Source organism: Wolbachia endosymbiont (group A) of Lasioglossum fulvicorne (assembly GCF_964028605.1).
Lineage (GTDB): Bacteria > Pseudomonadota > Alphaproteobacteria > Rickettsiales > Anaplasmataceae > Wolbachia.
Genome location: NZ_OZ034798.1, coordinates 478,210 through 496,880, shown reverse-complemented (window position 1 = coordinate 496,880; position 18,671 = coordinate 478,210). Strand labels below are relative to the sequence as shown.

16 protein-coding genes, 1 tRNA gene and 9 pseudogenes are annotated in these 18,671 nt (G+C 36.2%); 4 read left to right on the top strand and 22 right to left on the bottom strand.

Features of this window, described 5'->3' with window-relative positions:
- Positions 1–134: 134 nt before the first annotated feature.
- From ABWU71_RS02680 to elbB, 13 genes and pseudogenes are all read right to left on the bottom strand, one after another.
- Positions 135–927, bottom strand: a protein-coding gene (locus ABWU71_RS02680) for an IS5 family transposase (RefSeq protein WP_265023453.1) whose coding sequence is annotated in 2 segments (ribosomal slippage) — positions 135–662 and positions 664–927 — 792 coding nt in all. Because the reading frame shifts where the segments join, the coding sequence is not laid out codon by codon here.
- Positions 928–1,000: 73 nt separating this feature from the next.
- Positions 1,001–1,793, bottom strand: a protein-coding gene (locus ABWU71_RS02675; protein ID WP_353284447.1) for an IS5 family transposase whose coding sequence is annotated in 2 segments (ribosomal slippage) — positions 1,001–1,528 and positions 1,530–1,793 — 792 coding nt in all. Because the reading frame shifts where the segments join, the coding sequence is not laid out codon by codon here.
- 60 nt (positions 1,794–1,853) lie between these two features.
- Positions 1,854–2,159, bottom strand: a pseudogene (locus tag ABWU71_RS02670) (IS630 transposase-related protein); the annotation flags it as partial.
- A 62-nt stretch (positions 2,160–2,221) separates the two neighbouring features.
- A pseudogene (locus ABWU71_RS02665) lies at positions 2,222–3,038 on the bottom strand (IS66 family transposase); the annotation flags it as partial.
- 206 nt (positions 3,039–3,244) lie between these two features.
- The gene (pnp, locus tag ABWU71_RS02660) at positions 3,245–5,518 is read right to left on the bottom strand and encodes a polyribonucleotide nucleotidyltransferase (protein ID WP_353284732.1); all 2,274 of its coding nucleotides are present in this window, start codon (positions 5,516–5,518) and stop codon (positions 3,245–3,247) included.
- 14 nt (positions 5,519–5,532) lie between these two features.
- Complete coding sequence (gene rpsO, locus ABWU71_RS02655; RefSeq protein ID WP_006279944.1) at positions 5,533–5,805, bottom strand: 30S ribosomal protein S15; 273 nt, start codon at positions 5,803–5,805, stop codon at positions 5,533–5,535.
- 12 nt (positions 5,806–5,817) lie between these two features.
- Positions 5,818–6,438, bottom strand: a pseudogene (locus ABWU71_RS02650) (tRNA pseudouridine(55) synthase TruB); the annotation flags it as partial.
- Positions 6,439–6,444: 6 nt separating this feature from the next.
- A pseudogene (locus ABWU71_RS02645) lies at positions 6,445–6,768 on the bottom strand (transposase); the annotation flags it as partial.
- Positions 6,769–6,795: 27 nt separating this feature from the next.
- Positions 6,796–7,655 (bottom strand): IS630 family transposase gene (locus tag ABWU71_RS02640; RefSeq protein ID WP_353284076.1). Its coding sequence is split into 2 segments (ribosomal slippage): positions 6,796–7,331 and positions 7,331–7,655, totalling 861 coding nucleotides; the frame shifts between segments, so codons are not numbered across the junction.
- A gap of 62 nt (positions 7,656–7,717) precedes the next feature.
- Positions 7,718–7,831, bottom strand: a pseudogene (locus tag ABWU71_RS02635) (transposase); the annotation flags it as partial.
- Between the two features lie 29 nt (positions 7,832–7,860).
- Positions 7,861–8,720 (bottom strand): IS630 family transposase gene (locus tag ABWU71_RS02630; protein WP_353284651.1). Its coding sequence is split into 2 segments (ribosomal slippage): positions 7,861–8,396 and positions 8,396–8,720, totalling 861 coding nucleotides; the frame shifts between segments, so codons are not numbered across the junction.
- A 57-nt stretch (positions 8,721–8,777) separates the two neighbouring features.
- Positions 8,778–9,141, bottom strand: a pseudogene (locus tag ABWU71_RS02625) (transposase); the annotation flags it as partial.
- 62 nt (positions 9,142–9,203) lie between these two features.
- The gene (gene elbB, locus ABWU71_RS02620; protein ID WP_353284730.1) at positions 9,204–9,911 is read right to left on the bottom strand and encodes an isoprenoid biosynthesis glyoxalase ElbB; all 708 of its coding nucleotides are present in this window, start codon (positions 9,909–9,911) and stop codon (positions 9,204–9,206) included.
- Positions 9,912–10,060: 149 nt separating this feature from the next.
- On the opposite strand from elbB, the gene ABWU71_RS02615 reads away from it, so the two are divergent.
- Complete coding sequence (locus ABWU71_RS02615; RefSeq protein WP_353284729.1) at positions 10,061–10,819, top strand: hypothetical protein; 759 nt, start codon at positions 10,061–10,063, stop codon at positions 10,817–10,819.
- A 25-nt stretch (positions 10,820–10,844) separates the two neighbouring features.
- On the opposite strand, the pseudogene ABWU71_RS02610 reads toward ABWU71_RS02615, so the two are convergent.
- Positions 10,845–11,410 (bottom strand): annotated as a pseudogene (locus ABWU71_RS02610) (IS630 family transposase); the annotation flags it as partial.
- Between the two features lie 55 nt (positions 11,411–11,465).
- Between ABWU71_RS02610 and ABWU71_RS02605 the strand changes: the two are divergent.
- Positions 11,466–12,258 (top strand): IS5 family transposase gene (locus tag ABWU71_RS02605; RefSeq protein ID WP_353284447.1). Its coding sequence is split into 2 segments (ribosomal slippage): positions 11,466–11,729 and positions 11,731–12,258, totalling 792 coding nucleotides; the frame shifts between segments, so codons are not numbered across the junction.
- Between the two features lie 6 nt (positions 12,259–12,264).
- Here the strand turns inward: ABWU71_RS02605 and ABWU71_RS02600 are convergent.
- Positions 12,265–12,570 (bottom strand): annotated as a pseudogene (locus tag ABWU71_RS02600) (IS630 transposase-related protein); the annotation flags it as partial.
- Positions 12,571–12,619: 49 nt separating this feature from the next.
- Here ABWU71_RS02600 and ABWU71_RS02595 point away from each other — a divergent pair.
- Positions 12,620–12,883 (top strand): hypothetical protein, encoded by a 264-nt coding sequence (locus ABWU71_RS02595; protein ID WP_353284728.1) that lies wholly within the window; start codon positions 12,620–12,622, stop codon positions 12,881–12,883.
- A gap of 108 nt (positions 12,884–12,991) precedes the next feature.
- On the opposite strand, the gene ABWU71_RS02590 is transcribed toward ABWU71_RS02595, so the two are convergent.
- From ABWU71_RS02590 to ABWU71_RS02560, 7 genes are all read right to left on the bottom strand, one after another.
- Positions 12,992–13,784, bottom strand: a protein-coding gene (locus ABWU71_RS02590) for an IS5 family transposase (RefSeq protein ID WP_353284727.1) whose coding sequence is annotated in 2 segments (ribosomal slippage) — positions 12,992–13,519 and positions 13,521–13,784 — 792 coding nt in all. Because the reading frame shifts where the segments join, the coding sequence is not laid out codon by codon here.
- A 48-nt stretch (positions 13,785–13,832) separates the two neighbouring features.
- On the bottom strand, positions 13,833–14,354 hold the full coding sequence (locus tag ABWU71_RS02585; protein ID WP_353284726.1) for a 5-formyltetrahydrofolate cyclo-ligase: 522 nt from the start codon (positions 14,352–14,354) through the stop codon (positions 13,833–13,835).
- Positions 14,338–14,958: an oxidoreductase gene (locus tag ABWU71_RS02580; RefSeq protein ID WP_353284725.1), complete on the bottom strand. Its 621-nt coding sequence runs from the start codon at positions 14,956–14,958 to the stop codon at positions 14,338–14,340. The genes ABWU71_RS02585 and ABWU71_RS02580 overlap by 17 nt, the downstream gene beginning before the upstream one ends.
- A gap of 95 nt (positions 14,959–15,053) precedes the next feature.
- The gene (locus ABWU71_RS02575) at positions 15,054–16,199 is read right to left on the bottom strand and encodes a SurA N-terminal domain-containing protein (protein ID WP_353284878.1); all 1,146 of its coding nucleotides are present in this window, start codon (positions 16,197–16,199) and stop codon (positions 15,054–15,056) included.
- Positions 16,200–16,366: 167 nt separating this feature from the next.
- Positions 16,367–16,457: transfer RNA gene (locus tag ABWU71_RS02570), tRNA-Ser, on the bottom strand.
- Between the two features lie 463 nt (positions 16,458–16,920).
- The gene (gene ppa / locus ABWU71_RS02565; protein ID WP_353284724.1) at positions 16,921–17,427 is read right to left on the bottom strand and encodes an inorganic diphosphatase; all 507 of its coding nucleotides are present in this window, start codon (positions 17,425–17,427) and stop codon (positions 16,921–16,923) included.
- Between the two features lie 76 nt (positions 17,428–17,503).
- The gene (locus ABWU71_RS02560) at positions 17,504–18,043 is read right to left on the bottom strand and encodes a hypothetical protein (protein ID WP_353284723.1); all 540 of its coding nucleotides are present in this window, start codon (positions 18,041–18,043) and stop codon (positions 17,504–17,506) included.
- Positions 18,044–18,092: 49 nt separating this feature from the next.
- On the opposite strand from ABWU71_RS02560, the pseudogene ABWU71_RS02555 reads away from it, so the two are divergent.
- A pseudogene (locus ABWU71_RS02555) lies at positions 18,093–18,634 on the top strand (IS630 transposase-related protein); the annotation flags it as partial.
- Positions 18,635–18,671 lie beyond the last annotated feature (37 nt).

Genomic DNA, 18,671 nt, shown 5'->3' with positions numbered 1-18,671 from the left:
TTACTAAATGCAGCCTGCGGCAATGATATATTAGATTCGGGAAATCTTTATGCTTAAAACAGCAAACAAAATCAACCCTGTTCGGCACTGTTATCGAAATATTAAAGAATCTGTTGCATTATCTTAGAGCCTGTTCATAATCTTTTCAGAAGTAAGGCAGTGAAAGCCAGAACGACCATTTGTAGGCTAGTATTGAGTTTTCGCTCACAATTTTTCCACAATCTTCTACATTTTTCTAACCAAGCAAAAGATCGCTCCACAACCCATCTTTTGGGCAATACAACAAAGGAATGTAATTCATTTCTTTTTATCACTTCAACGGTTGCACCAATAATCGTTTTTATTTGAGTTGCAAAATTCTCTCCAGTATAGCCTGCATCAACCAGTACATTTTTAACTCCCGAGAGGTTTTCTTTTGCATTTTCGACCATTCTCACAGCACTGCTACGGTCAGTTATCTCTGCTGTTGTTATATAAATTGCATGGGGCAAACCTTGCGTATCTACTGCAATATGGCGTTTTATTCCTGAAATCTTTTTGCCTGCATCATAGCCTTTTTCTTCAGCAGTATCTGCATTTTTTACACTCTGTGCATCAATTATGCAGAAGCTGGTTTTTTCTTTCCGACCATTGTTTTGTCGGACCACGCCAACTATTTTTTTTTAACACCAGCTCCAGAACACTTTCTTTATCTGCATCTGGTTTTTCACTCCACTTCTTAAAATAGTCGTAACAATTGCGCCATTTTGGAAACTCTTTTGGTAGCATTCTCCACTGACAACCGCTTTTCAGAACGTATAACACTCCACAAAATACATCATACAAATCAAGTTTCCTTGGTTTTGTTTTTTTTCTACAGGACTCTAGATCTGGTAACATAATCTCAAATCTTTCCCGACTTATATCACTTGGGTATAAACTCCTCATATATCCTAACTTATATATATTATCTCTTAGTTTATTCCTTTCTTGAGATCATGTACAGGTTCTTAGAGCCTGTTCATAATCTTTTCAGAAGTAAGGCAGTGAAAGCCAGAACGACCATTTGTAGGCTAGTATTGAGTTTTCGCTCACAATTTTTCCACAATCTTCTACATTTTTCTAACCAAGCAAAAGATCGCTCCACAACCCATCTTTTGGGCAATACAACAAAGGAATGTAATTCATTTCTTTTTATCACTTCAACGGTTGCACCAATAATCGTTTTTATTTGAGTTGCAAAATTCTCTCCAGTATAGCCTGCATCAACCAGTACATTTTTAACTCCCGAGAGGTTTTCTTTTGCATTTTCGACCATTCTCACAGCACTGCTACGGTCAGTTATCTCTGCTGTTGTTATATAAATTGCATGGGGCAAACCTTGCGTATCTACTGCAATATGGCGTTTTATTCCTGAAATCTTTTTGCCTGCATCATAGCCTTTTTCTTCAGCAGTATCTGCATTTTTTACACTCTGTGCATCAATTATGCAGAAGCTGGTTTTTTCTTTCCGACCATTGTTTTGTCGGACCACGCCAACTATTTTTTTTTAACACCAGCTCCAGAACACTTTCTTTATCTGCATCTGGTTTTTCACTCCACTTCTTAAAATATTCGTAACAATTGCGCCATTTTGGAAACTCTTTTGGTAGCATTCTCCACTGACAACCGCTTTTCAGAACGTATAACACTCCACAAAATACATCATACAAATCAAGTTTCCTTGGTTTTGTTTTTTTTCTACAGGACTCTAGATCTGGTAACATAATCTCAAATCTTTCCCGACTTATATCACTTGGGTATAAACTCCTCATATATCCTAACTTATATATATTATCTCTTAGTTTATTCTTTTCTTGAGATCATGTACAGGTTCTTAGAGCTCGGTGGATCGTTTGGATACTAACGTTGCCCCAAAGTTTAGCCATTTCCGACAGAGTCTTTCCTCCGTTTTCTCTGGCAAATTTAGCAAAGGCATCCCAGTCGGTGATTTTGTGATTGTAACCTCCATTTCCAAGTTTTTTTGATTGAAAGTCTCCTGTTTCTTTTCTTCTTTGCTGCCACTCCCATAAAGTAGTTCGTCCAATTTTAAATCTTGCTGCCACTGTTTCTCTGCTTCCTCCCTCCTCTAGCGCTTCCATTGCTTTTTTCCTTAAGTCATAACTATATGCTGCTGGCACTCAACCTCCTTATCATCGTCTATCCTTATCTTATCACATCCGGACTTCTATGAAAAGAGCTATACTATCAAACTATTGCGATTGCAAAATGTGCTGTCTTGCAAAACCTTCATTCCTCTTGATTCTGTCAATTTTACAAAACTTGCCGTATTGCTTGCAAACATCCAACACCAGCCAAGTTTTCCTTTGTTATAGTGACTGGTTTCATCGATATGCAAAACCTCACTTCTGCTTATTTCTTGTTCGATTTGCTCATATGTTTTTTCGCATTTTAATGCAACTCTGTGTTCACTATTTGATATGCTGCCAACACTTATGTTCAAATTAAAAATGTCATTTATGATACTAGCCACTTCACGCTTTGAGTTTTTGTAAAATCCGCTGAGTGCTGCAATTATAGACTTAACCCTTGGACCAAATGTATCTGGCGTAACACCTTCTGGTAACTTGCTAATTTTTCTTTTTCTGCATCTCCGACAACGACCATGTTCCAATTACTACATAAGGCCTAATTTCCGGAAGATCAACTTTTTGGTGAACATAAGGTTTTTCGCATATTACAAGCTCTCCTCCGCATTCGCAAATATTAGGCAACTCTATTTTTACTACTTTATCCGCTTCCATTGTGGCATGAAAATTTCCTTTATGCCCAACCTAATCGCCAACATTCCTTTCGCTTTTTGGCTTGTCCTTTTTTATTTTGTATAGCTCTTTTGAGCTGGGCAGGGATGAGTTTTTTGAATTTAAACCGAGCCTTTCCTTTAATTCAGCGTTCTCTATCTTTAAAGCTTTATTTTCTGCTTTTAAGTTTTCTATTTCTGCTTCCAGTTTTTCTATTTTTTGCTGTAAATTTTTGCAAAGTTCTAAAAGGTTTACCACATTACCTCACTTTTGCTCTATGATTATCTTTATTATCTTGCTTTGTCTACCTTATTCTACCACTCCGCTGAACGGATACCTTGGGTTAGCTATAGCTAACACCACAATTGTACTAACATTGTGATTTGAGAACAACCTTCACCAGAAAGGGTGTCATTCCAGTGCTTGACACTGGAATGACGAGAGGTAACGCAAGAAGTTTACTCTTAATAAAAACCTGATGATGAATCATTATTACCAAATTTCGGCCTATTTCTGTTGCTGAAACCAGAACGAGGACGAGGAGGCCTCTTATGGTGACTTCCTCCAGGTTTTCTATTAAATGAATTATTGTAATAATTATCCCTGTCATTTGGACCATCTTTCCTTTCCTCGTTGTAAAGCTCACCTTCAAAAAACTCTCCCGTCTCTTGATCAACCCGACGTCTTGACAACTTTGGACATCCACCTTTTTCGAAGTCAATTACTAGTGCTTTGAAAGTATCATCTTGTTTAAGTATGCTCTCTATAGAATCTATGTGTTCATTAGCTACTTCACTTATGTGCATTTTTCCTTTTCTGCCATTAAGAAATTCAAGCTCTACAATAGACTTCTCTATTCTTACAACCTTGACATCAACTATAGAACCTTGTTCTAGTTCCGTTATTGAATCAATCATCATACTCTTTGCAATTTCAGCTTCAGTGCCACTCGTGGCAAAAACAGAAACTTTACCATCATCTCCTATTTCAATTTTTGCATTACTTCTTTCACACACACTGCGTATATTTTTTCCTTTAGCACCAATAGCTGCAGAAATTTTATCTTTATCTATGTAAAATGATAACATTCTTGGTGCATGGTCTTTGACATCGTCACTGTGTTCTGAAATCACTGCATTCATTTTTTCTAAAATATGTAATCTTCCAGCTTTTGCCTGTTCTAAAGATTTTTCAACAATTTCAAAGCTTATACCAGAAATTTTCATATCCATTTGTAGTGCCGTAACCCCTTCACTAGTTCCTGCTACTTTAAAGTCCATATCACCAAGATAATCTTCATCACCCAATATATCGGAAAGTATCACATACTCGTCTTTATCTTTAATAAGGCCCATAGCAACTCCAGCAACAGGGGCCTTTATTGGCACACCCGTATCCATTAAAGCAAGAGAAGTCCCACAAACTGTTGCCATAGAAGAAGAACCATCAGACTCCAAAATTTCGGACACTACTCTTATTGTATAAGGAAATTCAGATTTATCGGGTAAAACAGGATGAATTGCTTTCCAAGCAAGTTTGCCATGACCGATTTCTCTTCTTCCTGGTGCACGTGCAGCAGAAGTTTCTCCAACAGCAAATGAGGGAAAGTTATAATGCAACATGAAATGCTCACGTCTATCCCCTTCAATATCATCCACAATTTGCTCGTCTTGAGTAGTGCCAAGAGCAGTAACAACCAGTGCCTGAGTATTGCCTCTTGTAAATAGTGCAGAACCGTGAGTTTTGGACAGAATATCAACTTCAACTTCTATCTGACGTATCTCATCATGCTTACGACCGTCTATCCTTACACCTTTCTTCCTAATTATTTCACGTACTAAAGATCTTTCAAAGTTTTTCACTGCATACGTAATTAACTTTTCGTCTTTTCCAGTTTCTTTAAGAGTATTCAATATATTCTCTCTGATCGCTTCTAAAGCTTGAACCCGCTCTTGTTTTACTGTTTGCAAATATGCTTTTTCAAAATCTTTACCGTATTTTTCGAGCTCTTGTGTTATATCTGATGTATCAAGAGGAGCAAAGCTCTTAGGTTTATTGCCAATTGTATCAGCAAACTCTCTTATGAGCTCAATGACAGGCTTAAGGTGTTCATGGCCAAATTTTATTGCATTAAAAACATTTTCTTCAGAGAGCTCTTTCACTTCTGATTCAACCATTAAAATTGAATTTCCATCACCAGACAAAAACAGATCCAAGCTGCTTGCTTTCATCTCTTGGACAGAAGGGTTGAGTATATAGTTATTATTTTCATCACAACCAACCATCACTCCAGCTATAGTAAAGTGAAAAGGAACACCAGAAATTGCAAGAGCTGCAACAGCACCAATCAATGCTGGCACTTCAGGAGGATTGACTGTATCATAAGTTAATAGATTGCACACCACACTAACTTCATCATTAAATCCTTCTGGGAATAGTGGTCTTATACTTCTATCTATTACTCTTGAAATTAAAGTTTCTCTATCAGATGGCTTGCCTTCTCTTTTAAAAAAGCCGCCAGGGATCTTACCCATGGCATAGCTTTTTGCGATAAACTGCACATTTAAAGGTAGGAAATCAACATTTTCTTCCTTCTTCTTACTTACAACGGTTACTAAAACAGAAGTATCACCGTAATTTACAACTACTGAACCATGAGCTTGGCGTGCTATTTTTCCTGTTTCTAAAGATAAGGCACGACCACCCCACTCTATAGATTTTTTTATAATTTTAAACATATTAAATTCCTCGATTATTTTCTAATGCCTAACTTCTCTATTAATTCCTGATAGGCTTCATTACCAAATTTACGCTTTATATAATTTAAGTGCTTGCGTCTTCTACCTATCAATATAAGTAAACCACGCTTAGAGTGATGGTCATGCTTGTGCACTTTAAAATGCTCAGTTAAGTTACTGATCCTCTCGGTCAAAATTGCACATTGTACAAAAGATGAACCTGTATCATCTTCTTTAATTGCATATATATTTATCAAACTCTTTTTCTTTTCGGATGTTATCGACATCTAAACCTCATTTTAAATATTAAAAACACGAATAGGTTTCACACAACCATAAATAAAACTGCAGATTGCAATAGGTACACTACCCACTACCGCACAACAAATATCATAATTCTTTAAATTACGCAAGTTATTTAATACAATTTCCTGACCTTTTTTGATTTTCCCTGCATCTTCTGGGGAAATTTCAACTTTGAACATCGATCTTAAAGCCGATTCAATGGGAATGATGAAACTTTTTGCATTACTCCCTGTCACTCCATCATCTTCTGTCATCCCACCCTCCGATGTCATCCAAGTAGCTGACACTGAGATCCAGCCTATTTCATCACAAACATTGTTTTTGACATATGCTCCTAGAATCTTTTGTCCATTACATGATTTGTAAGTATTTGTATATCTGGATCCCAGTGTCAAGCACTGGGATGACATCGGAGAGTAAGTTGTTGTGTTTTTTTTAGTAAGTTGCTCAATTGTCACTGATTCATTTTCTCTAAAGTCACCTACCATAGTTCTTCTTAATTTTGTAATGTGTCCAAAACAATTTAATGCAATTCCAAGATCACGAGCAATTGATCTTACATATACACCACTACCGCATATCATAGAAAAATTTGCACTATTATTTATCTTAGAGCCTGTTCATAATCTTTTCAGAAGTAAGGCAGTGAAAGCCAGAACGACCATTTGTAGGCTAGTATTGAGTTTTCGCTCACAATTTTTCCACAATCTTCTACATTTTTCTAACCAAGCAAAAGATCGCTCCACAACCCATCTTTTGGGCAATACAACAAAGGAATGTAATTCATTTCTTTTTATCACTTCAACGGTTGCACCAATAATCGTTTTTATTTGAGTTGCAAAATTCTCTCCAGTATAGCCTGCATCAACCAGTACATTTTTAACTCCCGAGAGGTTTTCTTTTGCATTTTCGACCATTCTCACAGCACTGCTACGGTCAGTTATAGCATTTCTCATAATAGTCCGAACAGGTCATAGGAAGGCAGAATCAACAGCACGACGAAAGGATTCGAATAGAGGAATGTTTTTCCTAGCTCTGTTTTTTATAGCAAACCAATGATGCTCAATTTTGTTGAAATCTGGAGAATACGGCGGCAGATACAAAATTTCTGCACCAACTCCTCTAGCAAGCTCGATAATCTTACCAGACTTATGAAAAGTAGCATTGTCAAGAATGACAGTCTGTCCAGGTTCCAAGATCGGTGTCAAAAATTGCTCAAACCATCCATTAAAAACATCCATATTACAGTGGCCTTCAAAGGTTAATGGAGCAACTATCTTTCTTCTACTTAAGGCTGCAACCATACTGATTCGTTGAGTTTTCTTCCCAGATTTTAGGCCATAAAACCGCTGTCCTTTCTGGCAATACCCATATGGATAGTCCTCTGTGTTATCAATGCCAGACTCATCTATATAAACTAAGTTTTCTGGTTCTTTTGTTGCTATAATTTTTAAGAATTCAGCACGTTTTTCTTCGTTTCTTTCCTTGTATCCATATGTCTTTTTTTGCGCGTAAATCCAATTTTTCTGAGAGCTCGGTGGATCGTTTGGATACTAACGTTGCCCCAAAGTTTAGCCATTTCCGACAGAGTCTTTCCTCCGTTTTCTCTGGCAAATTTAGCAAAGGCATCCCAGTCGGTAATTTTGTGATTGTAACCTCCATTTCCAAGTTTTTTTGATTGAAAGTCTCCTGTTTCTTTTCTTCTTTGCTGCCACTCCCATAAAGTAGTTCGTCCAATTTTAAATCTTGCTGCCACTGTTTCTCTGCTTCCTCCCTCCTCTAGCGCTTCCATTGCTTTTTTCCTTAAGTCATAACTATATGCTGCTGGCACTCAACCTCCTTATCATCGTCTATCCTTATCTTATCACATCCGGACTTCTATGAAAAGAGCTATATCTCTGCTGTTGTTATATAAATTGCATGGGGCAAACCTTGCGTATCTACTGCAATATGGCGTTTTATTCCTGAAATATTTTTGCCTGCATCATAGCCTTTTTCTTCAGCAGTATAGCATTTCTCATAATAGTCCGAACAGGTCATAGGAAGGCAGAATCAACAGCACGACGAAAGGATTCGAATAGAGGAATGTTTTTCCTAGCTCTGTTTTTTATAGCAAACCAATGATGCTCAATTTTGTTGAAATCTGGAGAATACGGCGGCAGATACAAAATTTCTGCACCAACTCCTCTAGCAAGCTCGATAATCTTACCAGACTTATGAAAAGTAGCATTGTCAAGAATGACAGTCTGTCCAGGTTCCAAGATCGGTGTCAAAAATTGCTCAAACCATCCATTAAAAACATCCATATTACAGTGGCCTTCAAAGGTTAATGGAGCAACTATCTTTCTTCTACTTAAGGCTGCAACCATACTGATTCGTTGAGTTTTCTTTCCAGATTTTAGGCCATAAAACCGCCGTCCTTTCTGGCAATACCCATATGGATAGTCCTCTGTGTTATCAATGCCAGACCCATCTATATAAACTAAGTTTTCTGGTTCTTTTGTTGCTATAATTTTTAAGAATTCAGCACGTTTTTCTTCATTTCTTTCCTTGTATCCATATGTCTTTTTTTGCGCGTAAATCCAATTTTTCTGAGAGCTCGGTGGATCGTTTGGATACTAACGTTGCCCCAAAGTTTAGCCATTTCCGACAGAGTCTTTCCTCCGTTTTCTCTGGCAAATTTAGCAAAGGCATCCCAGTCGGTGATTTTGTGATTGTAACCTCCATTTCCAAGTTTTTTTGATTGAAAGTCTCCTGTTTCTTTTCTTCTTTGCTGCCACTCCCATAAAGTAGTTCGTCCAATTTTAAATCTTGCTGCCACTGTTTCTCTGCTTCCTCCCTCCTCTAGCGCTTCCATTGCTTTTTTCCTTAAGTCATAACTATATGCTGCTGGCACTCAACCTCCTTATCATCGTCTATCCTTACCTTATCACATCCGGACTTCTATGAAAAGAGCTATATCTGCATTTTTTACACTCTGTGCATCAATTATGCAGAAGCTGGTTTTTTCTTTCCGACCATTGTTTTGTCGGACCACGCCAACTATTTTTTTTTAACACCAGCTCCAGAACACTTTCTTTATCTGCATCTGGTTTTTCACTCCACTTCTTAAAATAGTCGTAACAATTGCGCCATTTTGGAAACTCTTTTGGTAGCATTCTCCACTGACAACCGCTTTTCAGAACGTATAACACTCCACAAAATACATCATACAAATCAAGTTTCCTTGGTTTTGTTTTTTTTCTACAGGACTCTAGATCTGGTAACATAATCTCAAATCTTTCCCGACTTATATCACTTGGGTATAAACTCCTCATATATCCTAACTTATATATATTATCTCTTAGTTTATTCCTTTCTTGAGATCATGTACAGGTTCTTAGAGGAATGGTTGTTTAGTTTTTTTGTTAATCTTTTTTACCATACTGTCAATCATATGCTTTATCCCTTGATATACAGAGTATGTACTTTCGTCGCTACGCATATAAGCAGAACAGGAAAATACATTATGTTCTTCGTCTTCTATTGATAACCCTGTATCACACTTTATGTGTTCACCACCAAGCTTCTCTATCAACTGTTCTCTATCATCTCCTATAGTTACCTTAACCTTACTTTCTTCTTTACCTATTTTGCTACTTAAAATTGAAACAATTACGGCTGGAGATATGCATATTGCTCCTATTGGCTTTTTTGTAACAAAAAATTCTGAAACTAATCTTTCAAATTCAGGCATTACTGTCACCATGTCTTTATTTTCAGCTAAGTCAGATAAATTTTTGGCAACCCCGTATCCACCAGGTACAACTAGCATGTCAAAATTTTCAGCTTTGGCTTCCTTTAAGTCATATATTTCGCCTCTTGCGATTCTTGCTGATTCTGCAAGCACATTCCTTTTTTCTTTCACTGCCTCCTTTGTTTTATGATTCATAACTTGTGTGATATTGATGTCAGGTGCAAAACATTTAACATCCACTTCCTGCTGATCAAGCACAAGCAGGCTTAAAACCGCTTCTCTTACCTCTGCACCGTCAAGGTGACCACACCCTGATAAGACCACAGCAGCTTTTAATTTTTTTTCACCCATAAAGTACCTTAATTTCATGTAATCTAGATATTTTAATACAAATTCTATATTTGGAAAGAGGTTATTATATTAATTATCTCATATTTGTTATAATATAATTAATAACTAGTATGTATAATTAGGCATATCCATAGTTAATGAAGCTGAATATGGCACCTACGAACAGTACGTTTTTTGACACTGACTATCCAGAACTAAGAAAAGCTATTTCAGATATAATAGAAAGTATTGCACAATCCTCACAAGAGGGGAAAAAAGAGTTATTTACAACCCTATCAGAACAAGTTAAAGGGATGAACCTCAAAGATTTAGGTTTAGCGATTAATGACCAAGGCTTGCAAAAGGAGGTTAACAAAGAATTATTTATAAAATTCATTGAAGAAGCGCTTGAAAATTCAAAGCCTGAAAATATTGAGCCAAAGATAATAGAAGAAGCACTACAATCTGTTAATCAGCAAGCAATAAGTAATGTTATAAATAATAATAAAGGCCCGCTGGATAATCTAGTCAATTATTTTAAATCAGCATCTGCAAATGAAAAAATAGGAATAGCTTCTGCTGGAATAGTATTAGGAGTAGCATTTTCTCCGCTTATTGTGCTTGCTACATTAATAGCGCTTGTGGCTATTGGAGCACGTTATGTGGGAATAGGTATAGGAAGGGCTGGTGAAAAAATAAAAGAAGGAGCGATTGAAGCAGGGAAAGCAGTGAAAAGTTCATATAAGGATTTAATAGATAGGCTACCTGAGGTTCAAAGAAGAGAAAATAATTTTGAAAAGTTAATAAGCAATTTAATGGAAAAGAATCTTGAAGCTGATGAAGGAGAAAGAACAATGCTTAGTAATAAAATAAAAATAATAAAAATGCTTCAGAATCAAGAGCAACTAGCAGTCATAGGACAGTTATAGCATTTCTCATAATAGTCCGAACAGGTCATAGGAAGGCAGAATCAACAGCACGACGAAAGGATTCGAATAGAGGAATGTTTTTCCTAGCTCTGTTTTTTATAGCAAACCAATGATGCTCAATTTTGTTGAAATCTGGAGAATACGGCGGCAGATACAAAATTTCTGCACCAACTCCTCTAGCAAGCTCGATAATCTTACCAGACTTATGAAAAGTAGCATTGTCAAGAATGACAGTCTGTCCAGGTTCCAAGATCGGTGTCAAAAATTGCTCAAACCATCCATTAAAAACATCCATATTACAGTGGCCTTCAAAGGTTAATGGAGCAACTATCTTTCTTCTACTTAAGGCTGCAACCATACTGATTCGTTGAGTTTTCTTCCCAGATTTTAGGCCATAAAACCGCTGTCCTTTCTGGCAATACCCATATGGATAGTCCTCTGTGTTATCAATGCCAGACTCATCTATATAAACTAAGTTTTCTGGTTCTTTTGTTGCTATAATTTTTAAGAATTCAGCACGTTTTTCTTCGTTTCTTTCCTTGTATCCATATGTCTTTTTTTGCGCGTAAATCCAATTTTTCTGAGAACCTGTACATGATCTCAAGAAAGGAATAAACTAAGAGATAATATATATAAGTTAGGATATATGAGGAGTTTATACCCAAGTGATATAAGTCGGGAAAGATTTGAGATTATGTTACCAGATCTAGAGTCCTGTAGAAAAAAAACAAAACCAAGGAAACTTGATTTGTATGATGTATTTTGTGGAGTGTTATACGTTCTGAAAAGCGGTTGTCAGTGGAGAATGCTACCAAAAGAGTTTCCAAAATGGCGCAATTGTTACGAATATTTTAAGAAGTGGAGTGAAAAACCAGATGCAGATAAAGAAAGTGTTCTGGAGCTGGTGTTAAAAAAAAATAGTTGGCGTGGTCCGACAAAACAATGGTCGGAAAGAAAAAACCAGCTTCTGCATAATTGATGCACAGAGTGTAAAAAATGCAGATACTGCTGAAGAAAAAGGCTATGATGCAGGCAAAAAGATTTCAGGAATAAAACGCCATATTGCAGTAGATACGCAAGGTTTGCCCCATGCAATTTATATAACAACAGCAGAGATAACTGACCGTAGCAGTGCTGTGAGAATGGTCGAAAATGCAAAAGAAAACCTCTCGGGAGTTAAAAATGTACTGGTTGATGCAGGCTATACTGGAGAGAATTTTGCAACTCAAATAAAAACGATTATTGGTGCAACCGTTGAAGTGATAAAAAGAAATGAATTACATTCCTTTGTTGTATTGCCCAAAAGATGGGTTGTGGAGCGATCTTTTGCTTGGTTAGAAAAATGTAGAAGATTGTGGAAAAATTGTGAGCGAAAACTCAATACTAGCCTACAAATGGTCGTTCTGGCTTTCACTGCCTTACTTCTGAAAAGATTATGAACAGGCTCTGAGAGCTCGGTGGATCGTTTGGATACTAACGTTGCCCCAAAGTTTAGCCATTTCCGACAGAGTCTTTCCTCCGTTTTCTCTGGCAAATTTAGCAAAGGCATCCCAGTCGGTGATTTTGTGATTGTAACCTCCATTTCCAAGTTTTTTTGATTGAAAGTCTCCTGTTTCTTTTCTTCTTTGCTGCCACTCCCATAAAGTAGTTCGTCCAATTTTAAATCTTGCTGCCACTGTTTCTCTGCTTCCTCCCTCCTCTAGCGCTTCCATTGCTTTTTTCCTTAAGTCATAACTATATGCTGCTGGCACTCAACCTCCTTATCATCGTCTATCCTTACCTTATCACATCCGGACTTCTATGAAAAGAGCTATAATAGGGGAAGATAATACTGATCTTTTGAACAATCTTATGAGCAAGGGTACTAGTACTCATGAGGAAGATATGGAAAAACTTGTAGGTTTTATGAGCGAATTTCAACCTAAAATTATGGCAATTGGTAGTGACATAAAAGAGGTAGAAAAAATGGTTAATGAGAAAGCTCAGGAAATGAAGCCAAATTCTCACTTAGGTATTTCAAGTGCTGCACGAGTGAGTGAAGGAGGAATCACAGGACCGGGTTGATGCATTTGAGGAGCGTTTTGACGCAAAAATTACTATTAGAAAGTGGGATTACGCTGCTCCTTTTTATCCACTTTTTTGAGCAATCCACTTTCAAATCTAAGAGCCTGTTCATAATCTTTTCAGAAGTAAGGCAGTGAAAGCCAGAACGACCATTTGTAGGCTAGTATTGAGTTTTCGCTCACAATTTTTCCACAATCTTCTACATTTTTCTAACCAAGCAAAAGATCGCTCCACAACCCATCTTTTGGGCAATACAACAAAGGAATGTAATTCATTTCTTTTTATCACTTCAACGGTTGCACCAATAATCGTTTTTATTTGAGTTGCAAAATTCTCTCCAGTATAGCCTGCATCAACCAGTACATTTTTAACTCCCGAGAGGTTTTCTTTTGCATTTTCGACCATTCTCACAGCACTTCTACGGTCAGTTATCTCTGCTGTTGTTATATAAATTGCATGGGGCAAACCTTGCGTATCTACTGCAATATGGCGTTTTATTCCTGAAATCTTTTTGCCTGCATCATAGCCTTTTTCTTCAGCAGTATCTGCATTTTTTACACTCTGTGCATCAATTATGCAGAAGCTGGTTTTTTCTTTCCGACCATTGTTTTGTCGGACCACGCCAACTATTTTTTTTTAACACCAGCTCCAGAACACTTTCTTTATCTGCATCTGGTTTTTCACTCCACTTCTTAAAATAGTCGTAACAATTGCGCCATTTTGGAAACTCTTTTGGTAGCATTCTCCACTGACAACCGCTTTTCAGAACGTATAACACTCCACAAAATACATCATACAAATCAAGTTTCCTTGGTTTTGTTTTTTTTCTACAGGACTCTAGATCTGGTAACATAATCTCAAATCTTTCCCGACTTATATCACTTGGGTATAAACTCCTCATATATCCTAACTTATATATATTATCTCTTAGTTTATTCCTTTCTTGAGATCATGTACAGGTTCTAACACACATCTCAGTGATTATAATATCCAATTTTTGATCATGTTGTTCTACAGGTAAATCTTTACAATATTGTTTCTCATAGGCTACACCTATAAATATTTTTCTAAGTGGCCGTAATTTTTTTATCATTGTATCATACCAACCACCGCCAAAACCTAATCTATTAAAATGATCATCAAAAGCAATAACAGGAGTAATGATTACGTCAGGAATCACGTCTTCATTTGTTTCGTTCCATTCCTCAAATTTTAGTAACTTATTTTTATTAGGAATTGCTACTTTATAATCTAAATCGAGTAAACTATGCATCAAAGGCACAACATCTATTTCCCCATCCATTGGAATGTAAGCTGCTATTGTTTTGCCTTTAACGTAGCTTAAGTTCTGATTAAAGAGATTAATAAGGGAATTTGCTGCATAACTGGAATAACTTTCATCAATATCTTTTCTTATAGCTCTATATTGCTCTCTTATCTCCTTTTTGTGCTGTTTAATATCTTTGAACATGATCTATCCATTTCGCAGTAAGTTTTTCTTGTAAACTATTTTGCTTCAAGCGCTCACTTAAAAAGTCAAAGTCAACACACTCCATATCCTGGTCTTGATTACTGCAACTATAAACAAAACTCTTTTCTCCTGTTTTCGCATTTATATGTTGCTGCACACACTGAGCGCAGATTTCTTTCATCATACACTGCATAGGAGAATTAACTGATGATATCGCTATGTGGCCTGATTTCAGATATGGCTTTAAAATTGTTTTTCTAGCTTCATTCACAGCTTTCATCATTTTATCAGAACCAATAGTGATAATTTTATCTATAGCATTTAAATTAATACCTAATCTTCCTTGTTGATAAGAGACTATTGCATCAACTATATTACCATGAAAGGATTTATCTTGATCTCTGCTTGTTTCTATCAATCCTTCTTCACATGCCCAAACTACCGCATTTGATGCACGCTCTATCAGTGCTCGTTTAAATACATCACTTAACTTCTTATAGCCAGCAAAGTACAAAACCTTGTTATTATTTTCAAGACATGCCTTCCCTATCGAAAATAACACTGCATTTCCAACTCCACCACCAATTAGCATTATATTCTTCATGTGCTATTTTAACTGCATTTGTTCAAATTTTTTGAAATTTTATAGAATAAAGTAATTTTCGCACACAAAGACAGAGACAAGGACACTCTCTGACTTCAACTATACCGACAACTGATAGCTGCATTTTTACGCATACTATCCAATAGCAGGTTGCTTTGTATCATAATCTTTTGTTGGTACATCTGCTGTTTAATTGCTTCTATATCCGCTACATTACTCTTGATATCACACAACATCATCAACTTTGCAGTGCCATTTTCTCTCAATTCTACTATTTCATTCACACTTGTTTTACTAAATAAAATCTGTAAATCAGGATTTAAATCTCGCATTTTTATTTCAAATTCTTTTGCGTTTGGCAGCTTAAAATTATCTGCCAATTTATCAAAATTTAAACAATTAACTTTTTGCTCCTTGAGATTATCTAATAAACTTTCTGAACCTTCAACCACAATCTGTTTTAATTTTAAAGTGCTTTCCAGCAGTGCATGATTAAGTTGTACTTTATCTATTACTTTTATAACAGAGTAACCTTCACTGAAACTGAATGGACCTGCTATGTCGCTGATTTCTAATCCTTCTAAAACGCTCTTGAGTTTGCCTTTCAACTGACTTAAATTAACTGTTGCTTTACGCATCTTTATTGGAGATTCTTGGTTATTACTATTACGTAATTTTTTTACTAAATCTTCAGCTATGCCATAAACATCCTTGCCTTTTTGATCAGGGATTATAAACTCTTGGAACGTGATAAGATAATCCGGCTTTTCTGTTTGCCTTTTTACATCATCTACTTCTTTATCGCTTATATTAATAAATGGCACAATTCTTACTTCAATAATTTTGCTCCATAGTAACTGACATTTTATTTGTTTTCTTAAAATACTAAGATCTATATTATGCTTCTCTATGTATTGATCAACTTCATTAGCCTTAAGTTTAAAACTTTGGGTTAAAAATAGCATGACAGCATTATCTAACTCCTTGTTGCTCAATTTTATATTCAGCCTCTGCGCTTCATTGGTAATGATAATTTCGTCTATTAGCTCCCTAAGAACTTGAGGCTTTGCTTCTTTTTGATTAACGCTTTGAGTGCCAAACAATGAATTTATAAAGTTGATGCGTTTTTCGATATCTAAATTTGAAATTGGTTCACCATTTACATCCGCAATAATTTCAATCTCGGTTGCAAGCAACCTAAGTGGCAACACTATCAATAGTAAAATTAGTATTTTATGCATATAAGTAAGGTTAATAACTAATTCTATAATAAATACTGAGTCAATGCTAGCCAACTTTTTAATAGTTAAAGACGGAAATAAAAACGCACAAACCATTGCAACAAGGTCAGGTAAACAGGTTAAAAACATGCCAATATAGCGAATTTAGACCGTGCTAAAACAGTATACGGAAGGAGAGGGATTCGAACCCTCGATACGACTTTTCAATCGTATAACGGTTTAGCAAACCGCCGCCTTCAGCCGCTCGGCCACCCTTCCAAATTTAGAACCTAAAGATTATATAATACCAAGACCTATACCGCCTGTCTAATGCTTTTAATTGCAATATTTGTATCTGTTCAGACAATGGCGTCAACTTAAGGAAAAATATCAGTGATTGTGTATAAAATTTCTCTCTAAAATTTTTACCATTAAATTACCCAAAAGCTGCAATAAACAGCACTTTTGTTTCTGTTTTATTTCAACAAAGAAGTCTAAAATGTGTCCTTAAGTTGACGCCATTGTCTGTTCAGATGCATGGCTAATGCTGAAACAAAAATTCCAGTGCTCCCTTTCTTGTCATCCCAGTGCTTGACACTGGGATGACACCATTTGTTGTAAACTCACTTTTACTCTATGGTTATACTACCTTGCCGCTATCCTAAACGGATACCAATATTTACCCATTAAAAACAACAACATTTTTCCGAATAACTGTAATTCCAGGCTAAATCAACGTAAACTAATTTCTGCTTTTTTCAATGATTTTCTTTGCTTCTTCTACACCAACCCATTCTCCAACTGCTACCGTTTTTCCCTTTTCTAGATCTTTATAATGAGAAAAGAAATGAGCAATTTTATCTAGTAGGTTTTTAGATAAGTCAGAATAGTCCTTTATATTGTCATAATAGCTATCAACACTGGAAACAGGCACTGCTAATATTTTCTCATCTTCTCCTTTTTCATCTTTAGTGAGTAATGCGCCTATTGGACGCACCGATATCAAAACACTAGATGCTAAGGAAAATTGAGTTAGCACCAAAACATCCACAGGATCACCATCACCTGCACAGGTATTTGGTATAAACCCATAATTGCAAGGATAAGTCATTGAGGTAGACAAAAATCTGTCAACTTGTAACAACCCAAGCTCTTTATTAAATTCATACTTTACAGGCTCAGCATTTGCACTTATTTCAATTACCACATTCACCGCATTTGGTCCCGCTGTTATTTTACTTAAATCCATAAATTACCTTCTTAACTTAAGAATGAACATTATACAATATGTACTTTTAAGTTGCTACATTTATGTAGTTCTAAGCTTATTTTGCATGGAGCGGTTCTAATTTTTTATTCTGCACATCATCGACTGTTGAAAGTGGTGGTTCCTGTGGTGGTTTCAATAATTGAAATAAAGCATATACTATTACGATAGTAAGCACTGCAGCAATTACTAGATTAGCAAAATTATCCTGTGGTAGGACACCTTTTATTGGATTAAATAATTTTTGCTCCATAAGGAAATAATCAGCAACATATAACCCAACAGATAATACAAACATACCTAAAATAAGTTTACAGATTATGTTTTTATGGTCTTTTTCTTTTTTCTTGCTGATGATAAGATTTGGCCTACATTCATTCTCTTCTTGCAGCACTGAGTAGTATATATTATCAGGGCTCGTTACTAATTGTTCAAATTCATCACTATTTTGGTTTTTTAACAGTTGCTCTAGGGTGTTTTTTGTATTTATAGGACATATTAATCCATTCATTTTCAATTTTTCCTCTTGCCAATCCATATTTTCACAGTCGGCTGTATATTTGATGGTTCCATCTCTACTTGGTATAGCTCTTTTCATAGAAGTCCGGATGTGATAAGATAAGGATAGACGATGATAAGGAGGTTGAGTGCCAGCAGCATATAGTTATGACTTAAGGAAAAAAGCAATGGAAGCGCTAGAGGAGGGAGGAAGCAGAGAAACAGTGGCAGCAAGATTTAAAATTGGACGAACTACTTTATGGGAGTGGCAGCAAAGAAGAAAAGAAACAGGAGACTTTCAATCAAAAAAACTTGGAAATGGAGGTTACAATCACAAAATCACCGACTGGGATGCCTTTGCTAAATTTGCCAGAGAAAACGGAGGAAAGACTCTGTCGGAAATGGCTAAACTTTGGGGCAACGTTAGTATCCAAACGATCCACCGAGCTCTCAGAAAAATTGGATTTACGCGCAAAAAAAGACATATGGATACAAGGAAAGAAACAAAGAAAAACGTGCTGAATTCTTAAAAATTATAGCAACAAAAGAACCAGAAAACTTAGTTTATATAGATGAGTCTGGCATTGATAACACAGAGGACTGTCCATATGGGTATTGCCAGAAAGGACAGCGGTTTTATGGCCTAAAATCTGGGAAGAAAACTCAACGAATCAGTATGGTTGCAGCCTTAGAACCTGTACATGATCTCAAGAAAGGAATAAACTAAG